Annotated in this window: 18 protein-coding genes; 8 read left to right on the plus strand and 10 right to left on the minus strand. The window is 63.8% G+C overall.

Annotation, left to right across the window (positions count from 1 at the left end):
• The first annotated feature begins 103 nt into the window (after positions 1–103).
• Positions 104–1,087, plus strand: coding sequence for a zinc-dependent alcohol dehydrogenase family protein (locus NPS29_RS03205; protein WP_274130885.1), 984 nt, complete (start codon positions 104–106; stop codon positions 1,085–1,087).
• A gap of 5 nt (positions 1,088–1,092) precedes the next feature.
• Here NPS29_RS03205 and NPS29_RS03210 read toward each other — a convergent pair whose 3' ends face one another.
• The 6 genes from NPS29_RS03210 to msrB all read right to left on the minus strand — a co-directional run bounded on the left by NPS29_RS03210 (position 1,093) and on the right by msrB (position 7,940).
• Positions 1,093–2,043, minus strand: a complete 951-nt coding sequence (locus NPS29_RS03210) for a VTT domain-containing protein (RefSeq protein ID WP_274130671.1) — start codon at positions 2,041–2,043, stop codon at positions 1,093–1,095.
• A gap of 104 nt (positions 2,044–2,147) precedes the next feature.
• Positions 2,148–3,584: a catalase gene (locus NPS29_RS03215; protein WP_274130672.1), complete on the minus strand. Its 1,437-nt coding sequence runs from the start codon at positions 3,582–3,584 to the stop codon at positions 2,148–2,150.
• A gap of 206 nt (positions 3,585–3,790) precedes the next feature.
• On the minus strand, positions 3,791–4,441 hold the full coding sequence (locus tag NPS29_RS03220) for a ferritin-like domain-containing protein (protein ID WP_274130673.1): 651 nt from the start codon (positions 4,439–4,441) through the stop codon (positions 3,791–3,793).
• A 344-nt stretch (positions 4,442–4,785) separates the two neighbouring features.
• Positions 4,786–5,514 carry a peptide-methionine (S)-S-oxide reductase MsrA gene (msrA, locus tag NPS29_RS03225; protein WP_274130674.1) on the minus strand — a complete coding sequence of 243 codons (729 nt, stop codon included), beginning with the start codon at positions 5,512–5,514 and terminating at the stop codon, positions 4,786–4,788.
• A 26-nt stretch (positions 5,515–5,540) separates the two neighbouring features.
• Positions 5,541–7,358: a cytochrome c biogenesis protein DipZ gene (locus tag NPS29_RS03230; RefSeq protein ID WP_274130675.1), complete on the minus strand. Its 1,818-nt coding sequence runs from the start codon at positions 7,356–7,358 to the stop codon at positions 5,541–5,543.
• A gap of 66 nt (positions 7,359–7,424) precedes the next feature.
• Positions 7,425–7,940, minus strand: a complete 516-nt coding sequence (gene msrB, locus NPS29_RS03235; RefSeq protein ID WP_274130676.1) for a peptide-methionine (R)-S-oxide reductase MsrB — start codon at positions 7,938–7,940, stop codon at positions 7,425–7,427.
• A gap of 186 nt (positions 7,941–8,126) precedes the next feature.
• Between msrB and NPS29_RS03240 the strand changes: the two genes are divergently transcribed.
• Both NPS29_RS03240 and NPS29_RS03245 read left to right on the plus strand, forming a co-directional pair.
• Entirely contained in the window at positions 8,127–8,843 is a 717-nt protein-coding gene (locus NPS29_RS03240) for a response regulator transcription factor (protein ID WP_274130677.1), read from the plus strand.
• A complete protein-coding gene (locus NPS29_RS03245) occupies positions 8,840–10,339 on the plus strand; it encodes a sensor histidine kinase (protein WP_274130679.1) in 1,500 nt (499 codons plus the stop codon). Before NPS29_RS03240 ends, NPS29_RS03245 begins: the two co-directional genes overlap by 4 nt.
• Before the next feature lie 121 nt (positions 10,340–10,460).
• On the opposite strand, the gene NPS29_RS03250 is transcribed toward NPS29_RS03245, so the two are convergent.
• Both NPS29_RS03250 and NPS29_RS03255 read right to left on the minus strand, forming a co-directional pair.
• Entirely contained in the window at positions 10,461–11,093 is a 633-nt protein-coding gene (locus NPS29_RS03250) for a response regulator (protein ID WP_274130680.1), read from the minus strand.
• A 34-nt stretch (positions 11,094–11,127) separates the two neighbouring features.
• A complete protein-coding gene (locus tag NPS29_RS03255) occupies positions 11,128–12,486 on the minus strand; it encodes a cache domain-containing protein (RefSeq protein ID WP_274130682.1) in 1,359 nt (452 codons plus the stop codon).
• Between the two features lie 310 nt (positions 12,487–12,796).
• Here NPS29_RS03255 and NPS29_RS03260 point away from each other — a divergent pair, with 310 nt between their 5' ends.
• The 3 genes from NPS29_RS03260 to NPS29_RS03270 all read left to right on the plus strand — a co-directional run bounded on the left by NPS29_RS03260 (position 12,797) and on the right by NPS29_RS03270 (position 17,510).
• A complete protein-coding gene (locus NPS29_RS03260; protein ID WP_274130684.1) occupies positions 12,797–14,857 on the plus strand; it encodes a carbon starvation CstA family protein in 2,061 nt (686 codons plus the stop codon).
• Complete coding sequence (locus NPS29_RS03265; RefSeq protein WP_166598714.1) at positions 14,857–15,054, plus strand: YbdD/YjiX family protein; 198 nt, start codon at positions 14,857–14,859, stop codon at positions 15,052–15,054. Before NPS29_RS03260 ends, NPS29_RS03265 begins: the two co-directional genes overlap by 1 nt.
• Before the next feature lie 188 nt (positions 15,055–15,242).
• Positions 15,243–17,510, plus strand: a complete 2,268-nt coding sequence (locus NPS29_RS03270) for an FdhF/YdeP family oxidoreductase (RefSeq protein ID WP_274130687.1) — start codon at positions 15,243–15,245, stop codon at positions 17,508–17,510.
• 110 nt (positions 17,511–17,620) lie between these two features.
• Here NPS29_RS03270 and NPS29_RS03275 read toward each other — a convergent pair whose 3' ends face one another.
• Positions 17,621–18,811 carry a type II secretion system F family protein gene (locus tag NPS29_RS03275; protein ID WP_274130689.1) on the minus strand — a complete coding sequence of 397 codons (1,191 nt, stop codon included), beginning with the start codon at positions 18,809–18,811 and terminating at the stop codon, positions 17,621–17,623.
• Positions 18,812–18,816: 5 nt separating this feature from the next.
• Positions 18,817–19,275: a type II secretion system major pseudopilin GspG gene (gene gspG / locus NPS29_RS03280; protein WP_274130690.1), complete on the minus strand. Its 459-nt coding sequence runs from the start codon at positions 19,273–19,275 to the stop codon at positions 18,817–18,819.
• 238 nt (positions 19,276–19,513) lie between these two features.
• Between gspG and NPS29_RS03285 the strand changes: the two genes are divergently transcribed.
• Both NPS29_RS03285 and mnxG read left to right on the plus strand, forming a co-directional pair.
• Positions 19,514–20,170 carry a lytic transglycosylase domain-containing protein gene (locus NPS29_RS03285; protein WP_274130886.1) on the plus strand — a complete coding sequence of 219 codons (657 nt, stop codon included), beginning with the start codon at positions 19,514–19,516 and terminating at the stop codon, positions 20,168–20,170.
• Positions 20,171–20,510: 340 nt separating this feature from the next.
• A complete protein-coding gene (gene mnxG / locus NPS29_RS03290) occupies positions 20,511–26,351 on the plus strand; it encodes a manganese-oxidizing multicopper oxidase MnxG (protein ID WP_274130691.1) in 5,841 nt (1,946 codons plus the stop codon).
• The last annotated feature ends 142 nt before the right edge of the window (positions 26,352–26,493 follow it).

A 26,493-nucleotide genomic window follows, 5' to 3' on the forward strand; every position in this document is an offset into this window, starting at 1 on the left:
TACTATAGGCATTTATGGTCTTATCGGCATCAAGCGTGGGCTGCACACTCTGTTCATCGCCTCACATCGAGGCCGCCGAATCAGGAAAACCGCCATGAGCACCATGCAAGCCGTCGTCGCCGTCGAACACAATGCCCCATTTGAACTGCACACTCTGGACATGCCCGAGCCCGGTCCTGGCCAGGTGCTGGTGCAAGTCATGGCCAGCGCAGTCAACCCGCTGGACACCAAGATTCACGCAGGCAAGGGCGGCCATGCCCGGCAACCCTTGCCCGCCGTGCTGGGCATGGACCTGGCCGGCGTGGTGGCAAAGCTCGGTGCAGGTGTCAGCGCTTTTGCGGTCGGCGACGAGGTGTACGGCATGGGCGGCGGCATTGGTGGCAATCAGGGCGCGCTGGCGCAGTACATCGCCGTGGACGCCGACCTGCTGGCCCGCAAGCCGCGCAACCTGAGCATGCGTGAAGCGGCTGCCTTGCCGCTGGTGTTCATCACGGCGTGGGAAGGGCTGGTGGACCGCGCCAATGTGCGCAGCGGTCAGACGGTGCTGGTGCATGGCGGCGCCGGTGGGGTCGGGCATGTGGCGGTGCAGATCGCCAGAGCGCTCGGAGCCGAAGTCTTCGCCACCGGTTCCGCCCACAGCCTGGCGACCATCGAAAGCTTTGGCGCCACGGCCATCGACTACCGCGCCAGCAGCGTCGAGCAATACATGGCCCGGCACACCGCCGGCGAAGGCTTCGACGTCATTTACGACACAGTCGGCGGCGCGACCCTGGACGATTCCTTCGCCGCTGCTCGTACCTACACCGGCCATGTGGTCAGTTGCCTGGGCTGGGGCGAGCACAAACTGGCGCCGCTGTCGTTCCGGGCCGCCACTTATTCAGGCGTGTTCACGCTGCTGCCGCTGCTCACCGGCAAGGGTCGCAAGCACCACGGCGAGATCATGGCCCAGGCCACCCGGATGGCAGAAGCAGGCCAGCTTCGGGTACTGCTGGACGATCAGCGCTTCACGCTGGTCCAGGCCCATGAAGCCTACGAGCACGTGAGCAGTGCACGTGCCAAGGGCAAGGTGGTGATCGATATCGCGTGAGCGGCTCAGGCCGTCGCAGTCTGCCCTGGTGCGTCATGGTCAGGCTGCGCGTCACGCCAGGCATCGAGCCCGCCGACCAGCGCCTTGCCCCGCGTCAGCCCGTGGGCGCTCAGCTTTTGCGCCAGCAATGCCGCCGACAGCTCGTTGGGGCAGGCGCAGTAGAACACCATGTCGACGTCGCCCAGTTGCTCGACCCAGGGCTGCAGCGGTTCTTCGAGGCTGATCGACACCGCGCCAGGAATGCCCTCGACGATTGCACTGTGGAATTTTGGCCGCACATCGATGACCACCGGCGCATGGTCGCTGTCTTGCAGGGCCAGCAACTGCGGCACGGTGATGCGCGGCACCTGGGAGGTGCGGGCCAGCAAGCGGCGGCGCTTCCAGTATTTCCAGGCGATGAACAGCAGCAACGCGACCGCAGCACCGCCGATGGCCAGCGGCAGGTAGCCACTGAGCCAGTCCAGCATCGGGATCAGCGCGTCGGTAAACAGCATCCCCAGCAACAGCGCAGAGCCCGCCCAGATGAACGAGCCTGCCAGCGAATAACGCATGAACACCCCAAACGGTGTGGCGTTCATGCCGGCCACCGTGGTCACCAGCGCACCGGCACCGGGCAGGAACTTGGACAGCAGCATCGCCCGCGGCCCGACCCGGTCATACACAGTCAGGCCCTGGCGAATGCAGGTGTCCTGGGAGAGGGAAATCTTGCAGATGGTTTTCAGCAGGACGCCGCCATAGCGTTTGCCCGCCCAGTACCAGAGGGTATCGGCGATCAGGCAGGCGAGCATCGCCACCAGCACGCCGGCGCCCAGCAACGGTTTGCTCTGCATCGCCAGGGCGCCGGTGACGATCAGCGTCGGGTAGGCCGGCACCGGCAGCCCGATCTGCTCCAGTAGCACATTGACGAACACCAGCAGCAGGCCGTGGGTTTCGTTCAGTTGCTGGAGTTCGTTCATGGCAGGCACCGGGCGTTGATCGCGGGCAGGAAAAAGGGGTGTCAGTACCGTGGCCTGAACACCCCTTCGTGTCAACGCTGTTTATCGCTCAGCGAAGAGGCCGTTCAGCGCAAGCGCTCGATGGCCGCCGCGACACCGGCGCCATAGGCCGGGTCGGCCCTGTTGCAGTTGTCGATGTGGCGCTGCTGGACCGCTGCCGAAGCACCGCTGATCGCCCGCGCGGTGTTGTCGAACAGCACCTGTTGCTGCTCGGCCGTCATCAGACGGAACAGCGCGCGTGGCTGGGAATAGTAGTCATCGTCGTCCTTGCGGAAGTCCCAGTTCGCGGCGGCGCCGTACAGCTCAAGCGGCGGTTCGGAGAAGTCCGGCTGCTCGACCCACGCGCCCTTGGTGTTGGGCTCGTAGCCGATGGTGCCGCCAGCGTTGCTGTTGACACGCATCTGGCCGTCGCGGTGGTAGCTGTTGACCGGGCATTTGGGCGTGTTGACCGGAATCTGGTGGTGGTTGACCCCCAGGCGATAGCGCTGGGCGTCGCCGTAGGAGAACAGCCGGCCTTGCAGCATCTTGTCCGGCGAGAAGCTGATGCCGGGCACCACGTTGGCCGGGTTGAACGCGGCCTGCTCGACGTCGTGGAAGTAGTTGTCCGGATTGCGGTTCAACTCCAGGGTGCCGACTTCGATCAGCGGGTAGTCGGCGTGCGGCCAGACCTTGGTCAGGTCGAAGGGGTGGACATTGTAGCTGTTGGCTTCCTGTTCGGGCATCACTTGCACGAACAGTTTCCACTGCGGGAAGTCACCGTTCTCGATGGCGTCGAACAGGTCGCGCTGGTGGGTTTCACGGTCGCCGGCCACGGCGGCAGCGGCTTCGGCGTCGGTCAGGTTCTTGATGCCTTGCTGGGTCTTGAGGGTGAACTTGACCCAGAAGCGCTCGTTCTGCGGGCTGATGAAGCTGAAGGTGTGGCTGCCGAAACCGTGCATGTGACGGTACGACGCCGGGATGCCACGGTCGCTCATGACCACGGTCACCTGATGCAGGGCTTCGGGCAGCGAGGTCCAGAAATCCCAGTTGTTTTCGGCGCTGCGCAGGTTGGTGCGCGGGTCGCGTTTGACCGCATGGTTCAGGTCAGGGAATTTCAGCGGGTCGCGCAGGAAGAACACCGGGGTGTTGTTGCCCACCAGGTCCCAGTTGCCTTGTTCGGTGTAGAACTTCACGGCAAAACCGCGGATGTCACGCTCGGCATCGGCGGCGCCGCGCTCACCGGCCACGGTCGAGAAACGGATGAAGATGTCGGTCTGCTTGCCGATCTGCGAGAACAACCGTGCCTTGGTGTAGCGGCTGATATCGTGGGTCACGGTAAAGGTGCCGAAGGCGCCGGAACCCTTGGCGTGCATGCGACGCTCCGGGATCACTTCGCGGTCGAAGTGCGCCAGTTTCTCCAGCAGCCAGACGTCTTGCAGCATCAGCGGGCCGCGTGGGCCGGCCGATTGCGAGTTCTGGTTGTCAACGACGGGTGCACCCGCCACGGTGGTGAGTTTATTCATTGTCAGGCTCCGGTTTGGGACGGCTAGTCTTGCTCGATCAACTGTCTTTTTATTGGACGCGTGTGCGTCTTTTTCCTTGTTTCAGATGGCGCATTCGTGTCCGAACCCGCCAGCTGGAGGGCTTCGAAACTCAGGCAGCGTAGTCGTTCATAAAAAAAGCGCCCTGTCCGGGCGCTAAAGGAGGAGAGAACAGCACGCGATTTGAATCAGAAGCGGTAACTCTGGGCCGTGGTAAACGCCGCAATGCCCGGGCTGTGGGCCCACACCTCCATGGTCGAGAACCAGGTGTTGGGGCGTGGCGGCTGGCGACACTCGCTGGTGAACGAGGCGCCGGAAGGGATGTCCAGCTTGATCTTGCACACCAGTTGATTGGTGCGGTACAGCAGCTCGCTGACCAGGTTGGCGGTGGCGTAATCCCCTGCATCCACGGCCCGGTCCATGAAGCCCTGGGCCTTTGCGGTGAGGGTGGTCAGGTGTTGCGCCAACTGATGAATCTCCTTGAAGCACTCACGAAAGCCGGGGGCCTGTTCGGCGTCGGCCAGCGGCGCGGCGGTCAACCGGGCCTGGGTCACTGTGCCGTTGAGCATCTGCATGCGGCTTTCGAGGAAAGTCACGAATTCCCGGGTCGACTGATCCAGATCCTTGAACAGCTCCTTGATCGCCTGATAGTTCAGGCTGCGCAGACGCCAGCGCACTTCCCGGGCAAAGCCACCGGCCTGTTCGGCGGTTTCGCGATGGGCGTCCAGCAACTGGAGAAACAGCTTACGCTCCTGGCCGTGCAGGGTGGTGTACAGCCCGTGGGCATCGGCGGCGAACTCGGCGTTGAGTCCTGGCTTTGGATCGACATCGGCAAACATGGCGAATCTCCTCGACGTGTGCTTCGACGGCCTGTCCGGTACGGTGTGCATCCCACGGCTTTGAGAGAGGTCTGGCCTGCATGACAGGAATGGCTCCAAGGTATTACTGCCGGCGCAGCGCGTCACTTGTACCTTGGTACCGGGAGGCGATACACAGGTGTTGGCAGGGCATACTTTGGTTTGTGGTGGCTCTGCGTTGACGAGCACATGACCTGTAGGAGTGAGCTTGCTCGCGATGGCAGAGTGTCAGGCAGCATCGTCATGGCTGGCCCACCGCTATCGCGAGCAAGCTCACTCCTACAGGTTCGCGTCTGGATTGGGCCCACGGCCCGCACCGAGGGTCATCACTGCCCTGTCTTGAACAACACCGCCTGTTCGCTGTACCGATCGGCAAACAACTGCTTGAGTTGCCCGACCTTGGGCAGGTCGTTGATGACGATGTACGGATAGGTCGGGTGGGTGGTGAGGAAGTTCTGGTGGTAGTCCTCGGCCGGGTAGAAACCGTTGTACTTCTCGATCTTGGTCACGATGGGCGCGTTGAAGGATTTGGCAGCGTCCAGCTGGGCGATGTAGGCCTGGGCCACCGCTTGTTGCTCGGGGCTTTCGGGGAAGATCGCCGAACGGTACTGAGTGCCGCTGTCCGGGCCCTGGCGGTTGAGTTCGGTGGGGTTGTGGGCGACCGAGAAGAAGATCTGCAAGAGTTTGCCGTAGCTCACTTTCGACGGGTCGAAGGTGATCTCCACCGACTCGGCATGCCCGGTGTCGCCATCGCTGACACGTTCATAATGCGCGGTGTCGGCCTTGCCCCCGGCGTACCCGGAAACCACTTTCGTCACGCCCTGAACATGCTGGAATACCCCTTGCACACCCCAGAAACAGCCACCGGCCAACACCGCGGTTTCGCTGCCGGCGGTGCTGACGACTTCGTCTTTCTGCGGCGGCGCGATGCTCACCGCATCTTCACCGGCAAACGAACAGGCGGCGGTCTGCAGCAACACGGCCCCGGCGAACAGACGCAGGCCGGCGCGTTTCCAGTGGGCGAAGGTCGAGGTCACGGGATTGAAGTCTTTCATCTCTGCTACTCCTGAAACGGGCTGGATCAACCGAAGGTGAAGGCGTAGGCCGACACGCCCGGATCGCTGAATTCGATGCTGAAGGTGTGGTCGGCGACATCGCCGGGCTGGCGCACCAACTGATACAGGCGCTGCTCGGTGACGGTGCCGCTGCCATCGGGTGCGACGTCGGTGCCGTGGGCGTCGCCCGGTGCCTTGCCGTCGATCTTTACGGTGAAGCGCACCGGCTTGCCGTCGCTGCCAGGGCCCAGCACCAGATGCAGGTCGCGGGCATGGAAGCGGTAGACGATCTTGCCGTTGGCCGCCGTCAGGCTCGCGCGCTCGGCGCCGATGTTCCACTGGCCGTCCAGGCCCCAGTTGTTCAGCGCAAGGCTATGTGGCGCGCTGTAACTGGCCGCGCGGTCACTCTTTGCGCCGCCCGGGGAGACGAAGTTCTCAGCGCGCTCGAAGCCCAGGTAGGTTTCCGGGGATTTCACCTCGCTCATCTGCGCCGCCTGTTGCACGCCTTTGCCGCTGGCGTCGATCAGGTCACTGGTGATCTGGCCGTTGCCGGCTTCGCGCAGCAGTTCCTGAATCACCCGCTCGGATTCATCGTAGGCGCCTTCACCGAAGTGGTGATAACGGATGCGGCCCTGGGCGTCGGCGAAGTAGTGGGCGGGCCAGTACTGGTTGTCGAAGGCGCGCCAGATCTTGTAGTCGTTGTCGATTGCCACCGGGTAGTTGATGCCCAGGTCGGTCATGGCCTTGGTCACGTTTTTCACATCGCGCTCGAAGGCAAATTCGGGTGCATGCACGCCGATCACCACCAGCCCCTGGTCGCGGTACTTGTCGGCCCAGGCCTTGACGTAAGGCAGGCTGCGCAGGCAGTTGATGCAGGAGTAGGTCCAGAAATCGACCAGCACCACCTTGCCCTTGAGCTGTTCGGCGGTCAGCGGCGCGGAGTTCAGCCATTGCACGGCGCCATTGAGCGAGGGCAACTGGCCTTCGACCGGCAGGCTGGTGCTGGTGTTCTTCGCCGCCATCATGGCGCCCGAGGCTTGCATGCTGGCGCCGGCGTCGTCACGGCCAGGAATGTTCTGGGCCATCATCGCGCCGCCTTGCATCAGGTTGCTGTCTTTGGAATTTCCTGTGAGACGCCCCACAAGCGATTGTTCCAGGCTGCCAGTGGAGGCCGTGGAAATACGGGTGAGAAGGCCGGTGTCCAGCCCCAGGGCAATGGCGGCGACGCCTGCCAGCATGGCCGCGCCCAGGCCGCGACGAATCCACTCACCGGCGCCCAGCGAACGCTTCATCGCGCTGAACACCTTGCCGCCCAGCAGCAGGGCCAGGGCCAACGACGTCGCAGCGCCCGCTGCATAGGCCAGCAACAGCAGGGTAGTGCCGACGCTGGCGCCTTGCAGGGCGGCGCCGGTCAGTACCAGGCCCAGGATCGGCCCGGCGCACGGCGCCCACAACAGGCCCGTGGCCACGCCGATCAGGAAGGACGCCCAGGGGCTCGGCCTGGCATCCACGCCTGCGTTTTCCGACAGGCGACTGCCGGCAGCCACCAACGGACGGGTCAGGCGCTCGGCCAGCCTGGGCAGCAGCAGGGTCAGGCCGAACAGCGCCACGAAGATCAGCGCCAGGCCACGGCCATACTGGTTGAGCTGGACCACCCAGCCTCCGCCGACGGCTGCCAGAGTCGCCACCAGGGCGAAGGTCACGGCCATGCCCACCAGCAACGGCAGGCCACTGCGCACGAAGGGTTGACCGGTGCGGGCGAAGACAAAGGGCAGCACCGGCAGAATGCAGGGGCTGACGATGGTCAGCACGCCGCCGAGGTAGGCAAGGATGATCAGTAGCATGGTTTTGGTCCGTTCAAAATTGAGTCTGATTGACAGAGTGTCGTCGCATGGCCCGACGGGGCGCGGTTATGTCTGTTGGGCAAACGTCATCGCCAACCCGTTCATGCAATAGCGCAAGCCCGTGGGTTTCGGTCCGTCGGTGAACACATGGCCCAGATGCCCGCCGCAGCGACGGCAGTGGACTTCCTTGCGCAGCACGCCGAACGAGGTGTCGGTGCGGATCGCCGTGGCGTTGTCCAGCGGTTGCCAGAAGCTCGGCCAGCCGGTGTGGCTGTCGAACTTGGTGCTCGACGCGAACAGCGGCAACTGGCAACCGGCGCAGGCGAAGGTGCCGTTGCGGTGTTCGTCGTTCAGCGCGCTGCTGTAGGGGCGCTCGGTGGCTTCGCGGCGCAGCACCTGGAACTGCTCGTCAGTGAGCAGGGCGTGCCATTCGGCGTCGCTGAGGCTGACCTCGAAGGTGCCCACCGGGGAGTCGGCCGGGGTGAGGCTTTCACCGTCGGCGAACTTGGGCAGCACGCCCAGGGCGATGGCGGCCACGCCGGCGCTGCTGCTCAGTACCATGAACTGTCGTCTTGAAAGCATGAGGGTCTCCTTGGCACCGGCTGCCTGCCGTGGTCGGGACAGGTGGAGGGTGCGATGGGGCCATCCTGCGCGGGGGCTGTTCCCAAAATCCTCACCGAGAGTTAAACAATTCGTGATAACTGCCCGCCGCCAAAATCGGCACAATGGCCCCATTGCGCATTCAAGCGCCCGCAAGGTTTGCCTTTCATGGATCAGCCCAAACGCATTCTGGTGGTCGAGGACGATAGCCATATCGCCGACCTGATTTGCCTGCATCTGCGGGACGAACACTTCGAGGTGGTGCACAGCGCCGACGGCGAAAAGGGCCTGCGCCTGCTGGAGCAGGGCGGCTGGGATGCGCTGATCCTGGACCTGATGCTGCCCGGCGTCGACGGCCTGGAGATCTGCCGCCGTGCCCGGGCCATGACGCGCTACACGCCGATCATCATCACCAGCGCCCGCTCCAGCGAAATGCACCGCATCCTGGGCCTTGAGCTGGGTGCCGACGATTACCTGGCCAAGCCTTTCTCGATGATGGAACTGGTGGCGCGGGTCAAGGCGCTGCTGCGCAGGGTCGATGCCATGGCCCGCAACCTCAAGATGGAGGCGGGCAGCCTGTCCAGCGCCGGGCTGTTCATCGATCCGCTGACCCGTGAAGCCTCGCTGGAAGGCCGGGCGCTGGACCTGACGCCCCGGGAGTTCGATCTGCTGTATTTCTTCGTCCGCCAGCCAGGCAAGGTGTTTTCCCGGCTGGACCTGCTCAATTCGGTGTGGGGCTACAACCACGAGGGCTACGAGCACACGGTCAACACCCATATCAATCGCCTGCGGGCCAAGATCGAGGCGGACCCGGCCCAGCCGCTGCGCATCCTCACGGTGTGGGGGCGCGGCTACAAGTTCGTCGATCCGGGGGACGCCTCGTGAAAATGACCCTGACCCAGCGCCTGTCCCTGGTGTTCGCGCTGTTGCTGCTGATCTGCTGCGGCACCTCGGTGTGGTTGCAGGTGCGTTCGAACAAGATGCATGAGCTGGAAGTGGTTCAGGGCCTGTCCCGTGACCTGGCCCAGCACATCGCCCGCGATACTCAGTTGATGGACGCCAACGGCCTCAAACCCGACGCCGTGCGTGAACTGTTCAGCCAGTTGATGCTGGTCAACCCCAGCGTCGAGGTGTACCTGCTCGACGGCGACGGGCGCATCGTCGGCGATGCCGCGCCCAAGGACCGGGTGCTGCGTGATCGCGTGGACCTGGCGCCGGTGCGCGAACTGCTGGCGGGCAAGCCGCTGCCGATCCTGGGCGACGACCCGCGCAGCATGGACGCACGCAAGGTGTTCAGCGCAGCGCCCTTGATGGTCATGGGCAAGCCTGCCGGGTTCCTTTACGTGGTGCTGCTGGGCGAGGCCCACGACCGCTTCGCCGAGCGCGGCGCGACCAGTGAGGCGTTGAACACGGCGCTGTGGTCCATCGGCCTGATCGCCTTGCTCTGCCTGTTCGCGGGTCTGGCCGCGTTTGGCTGGATCACCCGGCCACTGCGGCGTCTGACGGATTCGGTCAGCCACTTCGATATCAATGCCGCGCCGGTGCTGCTGCCCGCCGAGGCGTCAGGGCATCCGCGCCATGGCGACGATGAAATTGCTGTGCTCGACGCGACCTTCAGGCAGATGCAGAACCGCCTGAGCGAGCAGTGGCAGACCCTGACCCGGCAGAGCCAGGATCGCCGCGAGCTGGTGGCGAACATCTCCCATGACCTGCGCACGCCGCTGGCCTCCCTGCACGGTTATCTGGAGGTGCTGTCGGTCAAAGACGCCAGCCTGAGCCCCGAGGAGCGCCGGCGTTACCTGGGCATTGCGCTGGATCAGAGCCGCAAGGTCGGCGGGCTGGCGCAGTCGCTGCTGGAACTGGTGCGCCTGGAACACGGCTTCGTGGTGCCGGTGGTCGAGCGTTTCTCGCTGACCGACCTGGTGCAGGACATCTTCCAGAAATTCGAACTGGGCGCCGAGGCCAAGGCGGTCACCTTGACCCCGAACTTCCCGCCGACCGTGCCAGGGGTGCATGCCGACCTGGGGCTGATCGAGCGGGTGCTGACCAATCTGTTCGACAACGCCTTGCGCCACACACCGACGGGCGGCGACATCAGGATTGCCTTGCAGCCCCAGGGCAAATACGTGGAAGTGACGGTCAGCGACAGCGGCCCGGGGATCGCCGCCGAGTTGCGCGAAGGGTTGTTCCTGCGCCCGTTCAACATCGGCGGAGCGCGGCGTGACGGCGGACTGGGCTTGCGCATCGTGCATCAGATCTTGCAATTGCACGGGATCAGGATCGCCCTGATCGACGTACCGGGGCAGGGCGCGACGTTCCGCTTTGCCTTGCCGGTGGATCAGGAGACGGCAGAGCGCGGCTTGCCCGATGCCTCCAGCTGACCCGTAGCAGCGCGGCTTGCCGGCGGGAGCGGTGTATCTGTGAGAGATGTATCCGCTGACACACCGCTCCCGCCGGCAAGCCGTGCTGCTACGGGGGCGATGTTGCGTGGTCAATGGCGCCTCACGGCACCAACAACCCATGCTCCATCGCGTATTTCACCAGCCCCGCCGGCTTGTCGATGTTGAGTTTGCGGCGGATGCTCAAGCGGTGGGTTTCCACGGTCCGGACGCTGATGGCCAGGTCCCGGGCGATGGTCTTGTTGTCCAGCCCCTTGGCCAGGCCCACCAGCACCTGCACCTCGCGTGGGGTCAGTTCGTTTTCCTCGGGCTTTTTCGACACCAGCTTGAGCGTCACCTCGGCGCTGTAGAAGGTCCCGCCGGTGGCGATGGCCTCGATGGCGGCGACGATCTCCCGCGAGGGTGCGTTTTTCAGCACGTAGCCGCTGGCGCCTGCGCGGATGGAGGTGGCGACGTACTCCTGATTGTCGTACATGCTCAGGATCAGAATCTTGATCGCCGGGCAGCGCTGGCGGATCAGTTGCGTCAGTTCCAGGCCGTTCATGTCCTGCAGGCCGATGTCCACCAGCAGGATGTCGGGCTTGACCTCTTCGCACAGGGTCAGCGCCTCGCGGGCGTTTTCCGCTTCGCCCACCACTTCGAACAGCGGGCGTGTCGAGAGCAGGGCGCGCACGCCGTCGCGAACCAGTGAATGGTCGTCGACCAGGGCAATGCGGATGGTCTGGCTGGCGCTCATGATCGGGGCGGTTTTCCTGTCTGATGAAGGGCCGTCATGCGGCAACGTTGACGGGCATGGTCACCGTCAGTTCGCTGTGGCCCGGTGCCGAATAAAGGTTGAGCTGGCCGTGGAAATGCTCGACGCGCTCGCGAATATTGCGCAGGCCAATCCCGCCCTGGACTTCCGGCAGATGGGCGACGTCCACCCGAAAGCCGATGCCGTCGTCGCGCACCGTCAGTTGCACCTGCTTCTTGTTGCCTTGCAGGTCGATGTAGACGTTCTGTGCGTGGGCATGGCGCTCGATGTTGGTCAGCGCTTCCTGAAGTATACGGAACAAGGCCACCGGTGCGCCCTCGGCCAGTTTCAACTGGCCCAGGTTGTGGGTGTAGTGGATGGCGAGGCCGGTCTGTTGTTCGAACTCGGTCACCAGTTGCGTGACGGCGGCGGCCAGGCCCAGGGTGTCGAGCAGGGAAGGGCGCAGGTCGTGGGAAATGGTGCGGATTTCGCCGATCGCCTCGCCCAGGCGCTCGGTGCCCTGGCGCAGGGTGTCGAGCCCGCGCTGATCGTTGCCTTCCAGTTGCAGGCCGGCCAGTTCGAACTGGAACTTGATCGACACCAGCACCTGGCTGATGCCGTCGTGCAACTCGCGGGACAGCCGGGAGCGTTCTTCCTCCTGCAAGTTCATGATGCGCTGGTTGAGCATCTGCAGCTTGCGGTCGGCCAGGCGGTGTTCGCTGGCGTTGAGCGTGACGCCGCAGACGAACACCAGCAGCACCGCGATCAACGCCACGGCGCCGATGTCGAGCATGGTCGCGTAGATGCCGCGGGCCACTTCCTGGCGCGCCTGCTGGGTGGCGCGTTCGACGTCTTCCAGGTAGATGCCGGTGCCGAGCATCCAGCCCCAGCGCTTGAGCATGACCACGTGGGCCAGCTTGTCGGTGACTTGCCCGGTGGACGGTTTTTCCCAGGCGTAATGCTGGAAACCATCGCCGGACTCGGCGCTCTGCAGCAGTGCGCGTATCACCAGCAGGCCTTGGGGATCGGTCATGTTCCACAGATCCTTGCCCACCAGTGCGGCCTGGCGCGGGTGCATCAGGCTGCGGCCGTTCTGGTCATAGACGAAGAAATAGCCATCGATGCCAAAGCTCAACCGCGACAGTTCATCGAGCACCTGGCGCTTGGTCTGCTCGTCATCGCGCCCGCTGTCGTAGGTCGGCGCCAATGCGCTCATGGCCATCTCTACGTAGTTTTTAAGCTCGGCGCGTTTGCTGGCCAGGATGCTGTCTTCGATCAACTGCGCCTGTTGTTCGCCCAGGCGCTGGTTCTGCACGATGACCAGCGCGCAGATGACCGAAACCGCGAGGATCAGCGGCAGGATGCCCAAAGCGACGATCTTGTGTTTGAGTTGCATGGCGGCAGGTGTCCGGCGGGGCGGGGTGTTGTTGTGGGGAGTATTAGACACGTTTACGGTGGCCGGATGCACCTTTGTTGATTCACCGACCCGTAGCAGCACGGCTTGCCGGCGGGGGCAATCTTGAAAACGCCCCGCCGGCAAGCCGTGCTGCTACGTCATCGATATCTACGTAGTACTACGCAGTCGGCAACGTAGTAATGCGAATTTCTCTTGCTGACAGACGCGTGGATAGTGGCGACGCTCCGTTACCCCGGATCACACAATAACAATTACGCCACAAGCCATGAGCTTGGGCAGGAGACCCACAATGACCCGACTGACCAAACATCTGGGTTGGTTCGCCGTCGCTGCCCTCGGGGCATGCGCCTTGGGTGTCGTCGCGCTGCGCCGCGGTGAGGCCATCAACGCACTCTGGATCGTCGTCGCAGCCGTTGCGATCTATCTGGTTGCGTACCGCTACTACAGCCTGTTCATCGCCAATCACGTCATGCAGCTGGACCCGACCCGGGCCACCCCTGCGGTGATCAACAATGACGGCCTGGACTACGTTCCTACCAACAAACACATCCTGTTCGGCCACCACTTCGCCGCCATCGCCGGCGCCGGTCCCCTGGTCGGTCCCGTGCTCGCCGCGCAAATGGGCTACCTGCCCGGCACCCTCTGGCTGATCGCCGGTGTGGTACTGGCCGGTGCGGTACAGGACTTCATGATCCTGTTCCTGTCGACCCGCCGTAACGGCCGTTCCCTGGGCGACATGGTTCGCGAGGAAATGGGCCGCGTACCGGGCACCATCGCCCTGTTCGGCTGCTTCCTGATCATGATCATCATCCTCGCGGTGCTGGCGCTGATCGTGGTCAAGGCCCTGGCCGAAAGCCCATGGGGCATGTTCACGGTGCTGGCGACTATCCCGATTGCGATGTTCATGGGCGTGTACATGCGCTATGTGCGTCCGGGCCGCATCGGTGAAATCTCCATCATCGGCGTCGTGCTGTTGCTGCTGTCGATCTGGGCCGGTGGCCAGGTTGCCGCGAGCCCTGAGTGGGCCCACGTGTTCACCTTCACAGGCGTGCAGATCACCTGGATGCTGGTGGGTTACGGCTTCGTTGCCGCCATGCTGCCGGTCTGGCTGCTGCTGGCGCCACGTGACTACCTGTCGACCTTCCTGAAAATCGGCACCATCGTCGCCCTGGCGATCGGCATCCTGATTCTGGCGCCCGAGCTGAAAATGCCGGCCCTGACCCAGTTCACCGATGGCACCGGTCCCGTCTGGAAAGGCGCACTCTTCCCGTTCCTGTTCATCACCATCGCCTGCGGCGCGGTGTCGGGTTTCCACTCGCTGATCGCGTCGGGCACCACCCCGAAACTGCTGGATAACGAGAAGAACGCTCGTTACATCGGTTACGGCGGCATGCTGATGGAATCCTTCGTGGCAATCATGGCCATGGTTGCGGCTTCGGTCATCGATCCGGGCGTCTACTTCGCCATGAACAGCCCTGCGGCTGTGGTCGGCGGCGACGTGGTTGCCGTGGCTCAGACCATCAGCAGCTGGGGTTTCACCATCAGCCCTGACACCCTGGTCGCTACCGCCAAGGACATCGGCGAGAACACCATCCTGGCCCGTGCCGGTGGTGCACCGACCCTGGCTGTAGGTATCGCGCAGATCTTGCACCAGGTGCTGCCGGGCCAGAACACCATGGCGTTCTGGTACCACTTCGCGATCCTGTTCGAAGCGCTGTTCATTCTGACTGCGGTTGACGCCGGTACCCGTGCCGGTCGCTTCATGCTGCAAGACCTGCTGGGCAGCTTCGTGCCGGCCCTCAAACGCACCGAATCCTGGACCGCCAACGTGATTGGCACCGGTGGTTGCGTGGCGCTGTGGGGCTACCTGCTGTACCAAGGCGTGATCGATCCGCTGGGCGGCATCAACACGCTGTGGCCGCTGTTCGGTATCTCCAACCAGATGCTGGCGGGTATCGCGCTGATGCTGGCGACCGTTGTGCTGATCAAGATGAAGCGCCAGCAATACGTCTGGGTCACCATTCTGCCGGCCTCCTGGCTGCTGATCTGCACCGTGACCGCAGGCTTCATCAAGCTGTTCGACCCAAGCCCGGCCGTCGGTTTCCTGGCCCTGGCGAAGAAGTACAGCACTGCCGCCGACGCCGGCCAGATCCTGGCCCCGGCCAAGACCGTCGAGCAGATGCAGCACGTGATCTTCAACGCCTACACCAACGCGGCGTTGACCGGCCTGTTCCTGTTCGTGGTCCTGAGCATCCTGTTCTACGCGGTGAAAGTCGGCCGCGCGGCATGGGTCAAGAAAGAGCGCAGTGACAAGGAATCGCCATTCCAGGCCATGCCGGAAGCCAACTGATGTTCAATGACCTGAGTCGCCTCGGCAAATACCTCGGGCAGGCCGCCCGCCTGATGGTGGGCATGCCTGACTACGACAACTACGTCGAGCACATGCAAAAGACTCACCCCGACCAGCCGGTGATGTCCTACGAGGTGTTCTTCCGCGAACGCCAGGACGCCCGGTACGGCGGCAAGGCGGGACCCAAGTGCTGTTGATGGGTTGAGCCGGCCTTGAAAGAAACGCGCCACGATTCGTCGTGGCGCGTTTTTTTATGGCCTCAGAAAATGGCGCGAACAGTCATTGTGCGATTGCCGCCCGGCGACGGTTGTCTTGACAGGGAAGGGCGCACTGCTAGCGTAAAACCTCTGCATCAAGGTGCACCTCGACCCGGTGAGGAACGATCATGGCGACCAAACGCAAAGTCCCCGGAATACGCGACTACGACGGCCCCGCAGGCGGGTGGGGTGCCCTGAAGGCCACGGCCACAGCGGTGCGAGAGCAGATGGATGCGTTCAAGGCGCCGGTCACCCTGCTGCGCACCAACCAGCCGGACGGCTTCGATTGCCCCGGTTGCGCCTGGCCTGACAGCGAACACAAGTCGACCTTTCAGTTCTGTGAGAACGGCGCCAAGGCGGTGACCTGGGAAGCCACTCATAAACGGGTGACGCCGGAGTACTTCGCGGCGCACCCGGTGGCGGATCTGTTGAAGCGTTCGGACTATGAACTTGAGGATCTGGGCAGGCTGACCCACCCTCTGGTGTATGACCGCACTTCAGACACTTTCAAAGCCATTGAATGGGAGGCAGCCTTCGCCCGAATTGGCGAAATACTGCGCTCGTTAAAACCCGATGACGTGGAGTTTTACACCTCCGGACGCGCTTCCAATGAAGCGGCGTATTTGTATCAATTGTTCGTTCGCGCCTACGGGACCAACAACTTTCCCGACTGTTCCAACATGTGCCACGAAGCCACCAGCGTCGGCCTGCCGCGTTCGATCGGCATCGGCAAGGGCACGGTGTCCCTGGAAGACTTCGACAAGTGCGAACTGATCATCTCGATGGGGCACAACCCCGGCACCAACCACCCGCGCATGATGGGCACGTTGCACGAAGCGGCCCGGCGCAAGGTGCCGATCATGGTCTTCAACCCGCTGCGCGAGCGGGCGCTGGAACGCTTTGCCGACCCCCAGGACATGATCGAGATGGCCACCTTCGGCTCGACGCCCATCGCCTCGTCTTACTTCATGGTCAAGGGCGGCGGTGACGCAGCGGCGATCAAGGGCATCATGAAGGCACTGCTGGAGCTGGAGAAAAACGTCGGTCAGGTGCTGGATTATGCCTTCATCGCCGAGCACACCAATGGCTTCGAGGCCATGGCCGCTGACCTTGAAGCGACGGCGTGGGCTGACATCGAAAAGGCCAGCGGGCTGCACCAGGCAGACCTGGAAATGGTCGCCGCCGCCTATGCCAAATCCAACGCGACGATCCTGGCCTACGGCATGGGCATCACCCAGCACAACGAGGGGACGGCCAACGTTCGCCTGATCTGCGACCTGTTGATGCTGCGCGGCAACATCGGCAAACCGGGCGCGGGTATCTGCCCGCTGCGCGGCCACTCCAACGTGCAGGGTAACCGCACGGTGGGCATCACTGAAAAACCGTCTGCCGCCTTTCTCGCCAAACTTGAACAAGTGCTGGGCTTCAAGCCCCCGGCCGGTCATGGCCATGACGCGGTGCAGACGGCTCAGGCGATGATCGATGGCACGGCCAGGGCGCTGATCTGTCTGGGCGGCAATTTCGCGGTGGCGATGCCGGACCCCGCTCAGTGTTTCCCGGCCATGGCCTCGCTGGACCTTGGGGTGCACATCGGCACCAAGCTCAACCGCTCGCACCTGTTGGTATCGAAGGAAACCTTCATTCTTCCGTGTCTGGGCCGCACCGAGCTGGACGTGCAGCAAGGCGTGCCGCAATCGGTGACGGTGGAGGACTCGATGTCGATGATTCACGCGTCGGCGGGCAAGCTCAAACCGGCGTCGGAGTTTCTGCGCTCGGAGCCTGCCATCGTCGCTGGCATCGCCCACGCGACCCTGCCTGGCAGCACGGTGCCCTGGTTTGAGCTGGTAGCCGATTACGACAAGATTCGCGATCTGATCGAGAAGACGATACCGGGCTTCGAGGATTTCAACGCCCGCATTCGGGTACCCGGCGGTTTCCGCATGCCGCTGCCGGCGGTTGATCGCACCTGGAATACGCCCTCGGGCAAGGCCGAGTTCTACGTCTTCGAGGGGTTGCACGAAGATCTGGTGGTGGAGGGCGACGATGTTCTGCGGCTGGTCACGTTGCGCAGTCATGACCAGTACAACACCACGATCTACGGCCTGGATGACCGCTATCGCGGGGTGTTCGGGCGTCGCGATGTGCTGTTCATGAGCCAGGCGGACCTTGACGCCAGAGGGCTTGAGCACGGGGATCTGGTGGACATCGAAACGGTGTCCGACGGTACGCCGTTGCGCTACGAAAGGATCACCGCGATCGAGTTCAAGATCGCCCAGGGCACCATCGGCGCGTATTACCCCGAGGCGAACAGCCTGGTGCCGCTGGATTACCTGGACAAGGACAGCGGCACGCCGTCGTATAAATCCGTTCCCGTGCGGGTGCGGCGGGCTCATTAGTGATTCATTCACCGGCATAACAGCAGGCTTGAGGACGCCCCCGCCGGCAAGCCGTGCTGCTACGGGATAGGGGGCGGATCACAAATCTCGCGAGCACCCACCGCCAAGCCTCAATGAATACTTGACGCCAGTTCGAAGATCGGGATGTACATCAGGATCACGATCATCCCGATCAGCAATCCGATGAAGGTCATCAACAACGGCTCGAACAGGCGCACGAACCATTCGATCCAGCGGCTGATTTCCTCGTCGTAGAAGTCGGCGGTGCGTTCCATCATCTGGCCCAGGTTGCCCGACTGTTCACCGGCGCGCAGCATGCGCAGCGATACCGGCGTCGAGAGGTTGTTCGCCTCCAGCGCCACCGACAGCGCCTGGCCTTCGCGAATGCGTTCGCTGGCCTGGTCGAGCCGCATCTGCGACGCGCTGCCCAAAAGGTTGCGCACCATGCCCATGGCCGTGAGGATAGGAATCCCGCCTTGCAGCAGAATCCCCAGTGAACGATAGAAGCGCGCCAGCTCGTACATGAACACCCGCTGATGCACGGTGGGCACCTTTTCTATCGTGCGGTTGAAGGCCAGGCGAAACCTGCGCTGGCGCACCAGCATCACCGAACCCAGCACGAATGCCGCCATACCGATGGCGAAGTCCATCTGGTGGGCATGCAGGAACATCCCGGTTTCCATCAGGATGCGCGACAGCCACGGCAGGTTCGAGCCCAGCCCCTCGAACACCAGGCTGAAGCGCGGCACCACGTACCCCATCAGGAACAGCACCACCGCGCCGCCGACGATCAACAGCAGCATCGGGTAGACCGATGCGCTGACGATGCGCTGGCGTACTTCGTCCATGCGTTTGCGGTAGGCCACGTAGCGCCCCAGGGCTTCGCCGACTGCGCCGGTCTTCTCGCTCGATTGCACCAGCGCCACATATAGGGTGGGGAACACCGCCGGAAACTGGGTCAGCGCCTGGGAGAAGGATTTGCCTTCATAGAGCAGCCGAACCAGCCCGCCAAGGGTCTTGCGTGCTCCGGGAGCGGTTTCTTTTTCCGCCAGGCTTTCCAGCGCGTCGATCAACGGCAGGCCTGCGTTGAGCAGGGTGGTCAGTTCCTGGCTGAACAGCACCAGATTGAAGGTTTCCGGTTTGCGAATGCCGCGGATCACCCAGCGCGATTCGGCGCGTACATTGAGCACGTGCATCCCCTGAGCTTCCACCAGACCCTGCGCATCGACAGAGCTGTCCGCATCCATCGCCAGAGACAAGACTTCGCCGCGCTTACCCACGGCCTTGATCAGATATTTCATGGTCGTCACTGCCAGTTGGTGACTTCAGCGTCTTCGCCCTCGCCACCGGGCTGCCCGTCCTTGCCCATCGACAGCAGGTCGTATTCGCTGTTTTCGCCGGGGTAGCGGTAGATGTAGTTGCGGCCCCACGGATCCTGGGGCACGGCTTTTTGCAGGTAAGGCCCGGTCCAGCGGGTTTCCTCGGGCGGCGCGGCGACCAGCGCCTGCAAGCCCTGTTCGGAAGAAGGGTAGTGGCCGACTTCCAGCCGATACAGGTCCAGGGCCTTGGACAGCCCTTCGATCTGTGCTCTGGCCACTTTGGTTTGGGAGCGACCCAGCTGACTGAAGTATTTGGGGGCCACGATGCCGGCCAGCAGTCCGAGCACCACCAGCACCACGAGCAATTCGAGGAGGGTGAAGCCGGCCTGGCGATGACCTTTGGACAGTGGACTTTGGTACTGCGCACAACGGGTGAAATTCCCCATGGAAACCTCCGCAGACTGGGTTGTCTGTGAGGGTCATGCAATTGCCGTGCGCGCTGACAGCCCCGGCCTTGAGCTTTTTTCGCGGGCCTGCTGGACCGGGCATTTGCCGGGTGATGGCAGTTCGGCACAGCCTTTGCGTTCAGCCCTGCCGTGGCACCGCGAGTGGGGAATAACCCCCAGTTTTAGCGAACGTGCCCCGGGAGGCACGATGGATCTTGAGCGTAGGTTCAGAGGCGTGATGCTGACGATGTGCACGCCGTTGTTGATAGCGCCGTTGTTGGTAGTGGCACCCGCCCAGGCCGACGTGTACATCTCCAAGAGCCCCAATGGCGGGTTCATTATTTCCAACGTCAAACGCCCCGGCCGTGACGTGCAGCGGGTCTTTCACGAGCCTGTGTATGCCGGCCAGGGCATCCAGGCGCCGATTGCCAATGACGTGGCCGCCGCCGACGGCAGCGATGAAAAGAGCATGACGGCCAGCCAGCGGCCCTATGCCCAGGAGGTTTCCCAGGCGGCGGCCAGCAACGATTTGCCTGAGGCGTTGCTCCACGCGGTGATTCGCATGGAGTCCGGCTACAACCCCTCGGCAGTCTCGGTGAAGGGCGCTGCCGGGCTGATGCAACTGATGCCGGACACGGCGCGGGAGATGGGCGTGACCAACGTCTGGGATCCGGGCTCGAACATCCAGGGCGGCGCCAAATACCTCAAGCAGCTGATGGTGATGTTCGGCAACGACGTGTCCCTGGCCGTGGCGGCCTACAACGCAGGCCCTGCGGCGGTGAGCAAACGCGGCAACGTCATCCCGCCGTTCGCCGAAACCCAGCGCTACGTGCCCAGTGTATTGCGTGATTACCACCGGTTGCTGGGCGATGCCGGCACGGCGCTGGCGAATTGAGCCGGGATGCATACGCAGTCCATGCAGCACCAAATCCTGTGGGAGCGGGCTCGCCCGCGAAGAGGTCGGTACATCCGGTACATGTGTTTTGACAGGCATGCAGCCTTCGCGGGCAAGCCCGCTCCCACAGGACCGGGGTGCGATGAGGGACGACAAACGACGCTGGGGGTTGCCCCCACTTCCGGGGAATGGGTCTGTTGAACGCTGGTCATTCCCCAGAAATTGAACGAAATACGCAGTCAAGTGCTTGATTTCATTGGCTCGCAGTTGTGGCACGGTCGTTGCTCAGAGCTCTCCAAGTGCAGTTTTGTACCCGATCCGTTACGGAGGACCCGTCACGATGAACCGGCTCAACTCATCCCGCTTGCTCAACTTCATCCTGTCTGCCGGCGCGCTGTTTGCCGTCGAGGACACCGTCGAGGCAGCCGTGCGCTGCGAGCGTAATCTGGTGGCCAATGTCGTGGCCCTGGATCAGCCTCTGATGTACAACCGCCTCGGTGCGCAGAATGCCAACGGCATGATCTACGCCCTGCGCGGCGACGTGGTGGACGAGAACAACGTGCTGCTGACCCAGGGTGGCGTCGCGGTGCCGGGCAAGGTGACGTTGCGGCCGGACAAGCGTCCGCGGCCGATGGTATTGCGCGTAGCGGCCGGAGATTGCCTGACCATCACCCTGCAAAACCTGCTGGCCCCCCAGGCCAACCCCAACAGCGATGGCTTCGTCCCCGAAGAGCCGGAAGGCGCCGAGGGTGAGGATGAGAACGAAGCGCCCCATGCGGGCAGCGGGATGCCGGCCGAATTCGTGGTCAACGACCAGGTGTCCGAGCGTTTCGTGGGCTTCTCGGTCAACGGCATGCAGGCGGTCAACAGCATCGCCGACATGTCTTCCAACGTCGGGCGCAACGGCAACTTCCTGGTCGCGCCGGGCGGCACCCGTTCCTACACCCTGTATGCCGAGCGCGAAGGGGCGTTCAACGCCAACAGCCAGGCAGCGACCTTCGGCGGCGAAGGCACCTCCGGCAACATGGCCAACGGGCTTTTTGCCCAGGTCGTGGTGTTGCCCAAGGGCGCGCGGTCCTATCGCAATGTGCTCAATGAAGAAGAGATGCGCCTGGCCAGCGTCGGCCGCGCACCCACCGGCCAGCCCATCGTCGATTACGAGGCGCGCTACCCGCAGCGCCAGCCGTGGATCACCGAAGGCAAGGCAGGCAAGCCGATCATCAACATGATCAACGGCAACGAGATCGTCAACAGCGAAACCGACGCCCTGGTGATGGGCCCGAACACCGACGGCAGCTTCCCGCCCTCGACCTATCCCCTGGAAAGCATCGGCAAGCGCAACCCGGCCTATCCCAACCGGCTGGAGCCGTTCCGCGATTTCGCCGCGGTGTTCAACGACGAATCGGCGGTCACCCAGGCCTTCCCCGGTTACTTCGCCGACCCGGTCTTTGGCCACATGCTGGAGCCGACCCGCGACGCCTTCATGATCAACTACGGCTCGGGCGGTATCGGTGCCGAAGTGATCGCCAACCGGCTGGGCGTGGGGCCGATGCACGACTGCCTGTCCTGCGCCTATGAAGAGTTCTTCCTCAGCTCCCACACCGTGGGCGATATCGGCATGCTGGTGGACGTGCCGGCCAACGTCGGTCTGGAGCAGATCCTGCCGGGCCAGGTGCCGCCCAGGGACGCCACCGGAATCAAGGCCAGCATGGCGCTGTATCCATCGGAGCCCTCCAACGTCAACCACAGCTACATCGGTGACCTGGTCAAGATCCGCAACACCCACAACGGCAAGGAACAGCACATCTTCCACCTGCATGGACACCAGTGGCTGTTCAACCCCAATGACGACAACTCCGACTACATGGACGCCCAGGGCATCGGGCCGGGTGTCGGCTACACCTATGAAATCGCCAACGGCGGTTCGGGCAACCGCAACCGGGTGTCGGGCGATGCCATCTATCACTGCCACTTCTATCCGCACTTCGCCCAGGGCATGTGGACCATGTGGCGGGTGCATGACGTATTCGAGGAAGGGACCCGGCTTGAGGTGTCTCAGGCCAGCAACGACGGGTTCCACACCACTCCGTTTGCCTTGCGCAGCGGTAAACCGGCGGCGGGTGCCCGCGCTTTGCCGGACGGTGAAATCGTTGCGGGCACACCAATTCCGGCCATCGTGCCGCTGCCGGGCAAGGCCATGGCGCCGATGCCTGGCAAGGTTGCCGTGGTGCCCAAGCTGGGCGAGCTGGTGGCAGCCAATGATGACGACGATGACGATGACGACGCCGGGCATGAGGGCGGGCAGAAAGTCATAGGCTCGGTGGTGCTGGTGGACCGCAGCGAAGCCAACCGCAACGCGGACGGTTCGCTGAAGAACCCCGGCTATCCGTTCTGGATCGGTGGCATGGAGAGCACCGTCGGCCAGCGTCCGCCGACGCCGCCTCTGGACATGCTCGATGCGGCCAAGGCCACGGCCTTGCGCAACAGCGGCAATGCCCTGTGGGCCAACCTCGACCCGCTGCAATCCGGTGGCTGGGACGGCGGTCTGCCGCGCCATGCGCTGGACGGCGTCGCGGCGGGCGGCGAAGCCGAGGTGGTAACCACGGCCACCGACCTGTCCAAGATCGTGCATAAGGCCAAGGCCGTCTTCATGCCGGAAGAGGGCACCGACGTCGAACAGGCGGCCATGCGCTTCCACGCCAAGGCCGATCACCCAAGCTTTGCGTTGCTCCCCGGCAAGCAGTTCGTGGCCAAGGCCTTCCGCACCAACGGCGCGTTGCCGGTGGCCGGTGCGCCATTCTATGAGCCGTGCATGGACGACCAGGGCAAGCGCCTGACCAGCATGGCCGGCGCGGGGATGTTCAACAGCGGCGAAACCCTGAACAGCATGTCGTTCACCGGCTCATCCCAGTACACCGCCGACAAGCCACGGGTCTACAAGGCCGCCAACCTGCAGTTCGATGCGGTCTATAACAAGGTCGGCTATCACTTCCCCCAGGCGCGCATCCTGGCGCTGTGGGAAGACGTGTGGCCGGTGGTCAACAAGCAGCGCCCGCCAGAGCCGCTGGTCATGCGCATGAACACCTTTGACTGCGTGATGTATCAGCAGACCAACCTGATTCCCAACGTCTACGAGCTGGACGACTACCAGGTGCGCACGCCGACCGACGTCATCGGCCAGCACATCCACCTGCCAAAATGGGACCTGACCGCTGCCGACGGTTCGGCCAACGGCTGGAACTACGAAGACGGCCTGCTTTCGCCCGCCACGGTGGTGGAGCGCATTCACGCCATTCGCCTGTTCAACCAGTGCTCGGAGGCCGACCCTCGCGACGGCACTCAGGCGTGTCCGAAAGCCAAATCCCACCCGTACTTCGGCCAGTTCGGCCGCGCCGACTGGATGGGCGCGCGCACGGCCATGCAGCGCTGGTTCGCCGACCCGGTCATCAACACCCGTGGCGTGGACCGTGGCCTGGGCACCATCTTTACCCACGACCACCTGGGCCCATCGACCCACCAGCAACTGGGCCTGTACGCCACCGTGCTGGCTGAGCCGGCCGGTTCCACCTGGTTCCACTCCGAAACCGGCGAACAGCTGTACAGCGGCGCACGGCAGGACGGCGGCCCGACTTCGTGGCAGGCGGTCATCAACACCGGTGACCTGGACGGCGACGGCAAGAACGACAGCTACCGTGAGTTCTTCATGGAGTACAGCGACTTCGTGCACGCCTACGAGGCAGGCGTCTACATCGGGGCTGGGCCCAACGGCGTGCCGAACGGCCGTGCCTATCCGGCCAGTGTCAACAGCTTCCGCTACGCCATCAATCCGCCGGGGCGCAAGGCGGCGTCGAACCTGCTCGATTCGGTGCTCGAAGCCGGCAGTGGCGAGCTGGAAGGTTGCCCGCTGCGGCCTTGCCCGCAAGCGATCTCGGTGGATGACCCGGGCATCTTCGTCGTCAACTACCGCCATGAGCCGGTCGGCCTTCGCGTCTACGACCCGAACCGCACCGCGCCCGACGGCAAACCGGGAATGCAGGCCGCAGGGCTTGCGGGCGACCTGGCCTATGCGCTGCAAACCCGTACCGACCGTGCCATCCCGGCGCTGAACCTGGCACCGAGCGCGATCACCTCGGCCACCGGGCCCACCGGCGGCGTGACCCAGTTCCCGCCGCACATCAACCGTGGCGGCGACATGCCGGGCGACCCCTTCACCCCGATGCTGCGTACCTACACCGGCGACAACGTGCGTCTGCGCCTGCATGCCGGCGGCCATGAGGAAGAACACAACGTGACCCTGCACGGCGTGAAGTGGCTGCAATCGGGCACCGGCTTCGGCAACAGCTCCAATTCGGGGTGGAAGTCCTCGCAGATGGTGGGCATCTCCGAGCAGATGGGCTTCAACGCGCCGATCACCACCCTCTCCAGTGCGGCCAGTGACACCGGCGACTACCTGTACTCAATGGACGCGTCGCTTGAAGGCTACTGGAACGGTATCTGGGGGATCATGCGCAACTACGGCTCGCAACGGAACGATCTGTTCGCGCTGCCCAACAACCCCAAACCGGTGATCGCGCGCAACACCGTGGCCTTCGACGGCATCTGTCCGCGCTACACCGCCAATATCAATGGCGTCGGCACCCGGCCGACGGTGCAGCGCAACTTCGAGGTGGTGGTGGCCCTGGCCAACGATATCCTCGGCAACCCGCTGAACCTGACCATTGGCGATGCGGCAGGGCAGGGCCAGCACGTGGGTGCGCCGCTCAATCCGGCGGGCGGCACGCTGGTGTACAACAAGCGTGCGGTGACCATTCCTCAGGCCACCGTGGTGGACGAGGAAACCGGCCTGACCCTGACCTTGGGCGGGCAATCCGGACCGCTGCATGACCCGACCGCAATCCTGTACGTGCGCAAGGCCGACCTTGATCCGGTCACCGGCAAACTCAAGGCCGGGGTGCCGATCGAGCCACTCATGCTGCGCGCCGCCGCTGGCGACTGCATCAACGTGACCCTGGAAAACCGCCTGCCTGCGGCCATGCCTGACCTGCCGAACTACGCCGTGATGGCCGGTACCGTCAAGCGCGACCGCAACGGTGCCCAGGGCTCGACCACCTTCAACAACAACCTGATCCGGCCATCCAGCCACGTGGGCATGCACACCCAGTTGCTGGCCTATGACATCAGCAAATCCGACGGCTGGAACGTGGGCCTGAACCCCGTGCAGACCGTTGCCCCGCGTGCCGGTAGCTCAGGCGCCTGGCCGACTCGCGCCTATCAGTACTACGCGGGCCACCTTGAACGTGAAGGCAAGCCGGTCTCGCAACTGGGCCGGGCGGTGGACAACATCAACACCACGCCCATCGAGTTCGGCGGTTTCAACCTGACCTCGGCGGACATGATCAAGCAGCCGCAGAAAGGCCTGGCCGGTGCCATGACCGTGATGCCGCTGGGCGCGACCTGGACCGAAGACAGCAGGTCGCGGGCCAACGCCACGGTCACCGTGACCGGGCAGACCGCCTATCGGGACTTCATGCTGGTGATGCAGAAGTCGCTGAACATGCGCTGGGCCAACGGACGTCCCGTGGAGAACCTGGCCGCCGAAGGCAATGGCGTGCCGGCCGACCCGCAGGACAACTCCGGCATGGCCATGAACTACCGCTCAGAGCCTTTGTGGTATCGCTTCGGCAAGGCGCCGGACGCACCGTTCGGGCACGCCGACGGCCAGGGCTTTGCCGATGTGCCCAACGCGCACATGGCCTACAGCAACGCCCTGGTGGGTGGCGATCCGCAGACGCCGGTGCTATATGCCAAACCGGGGCAACCGTTCCGTACCCACCTGACCGTGCCGGGTGGTGGCAGCCGCGGAACCACCTTCCAGCTCGACGGGCACGTCTGGCCGATGCACCCGTTCCAGCCCGAGAAATCCGATGCCGGTGGCTACCCCATGGGGCCGTCGGGCGTGGGTTCGGTGCGCTTCGCCTACAACCCGATGTCGATGTACATCGGCGCCCAGGAAAGCCTGCTGCCAGCGGCGCATTTCAGCCTGATGTTCCCCAGTGCCGGGGGCGCCAATGCCGTACCGGGTGACTACCTGTTCCGCGACTACGCCGGCTTCGGCAACGTGTCGGGACTGTGGGGCATCCTGCGTGTGACCAATGATCCAGAACCTGCCGCAGCGCCCTAGGCGCGATGGCTGAACGAAGCGACCGGATGTAGCGGCAGGCCCAAAAACAAGAATCAGGGCCTGCCCGACACAACTCATCGGAACCTGCGCGATGGCGCACCGTTCCTCAAGGGGGTGCAGCGTGAACGGATGGATCAGAGGG

Source organism: Pseudomonas putida, from assembly GCF_028682175.1.
GTDB classification, from domain to species: Bacteria; Pseudomonadota; Gammaproteobacteria; order Pseudomonadales; family Pseudomonadaceae; genus Aquipseudomonas; species Aquipseudomonas putida_AD.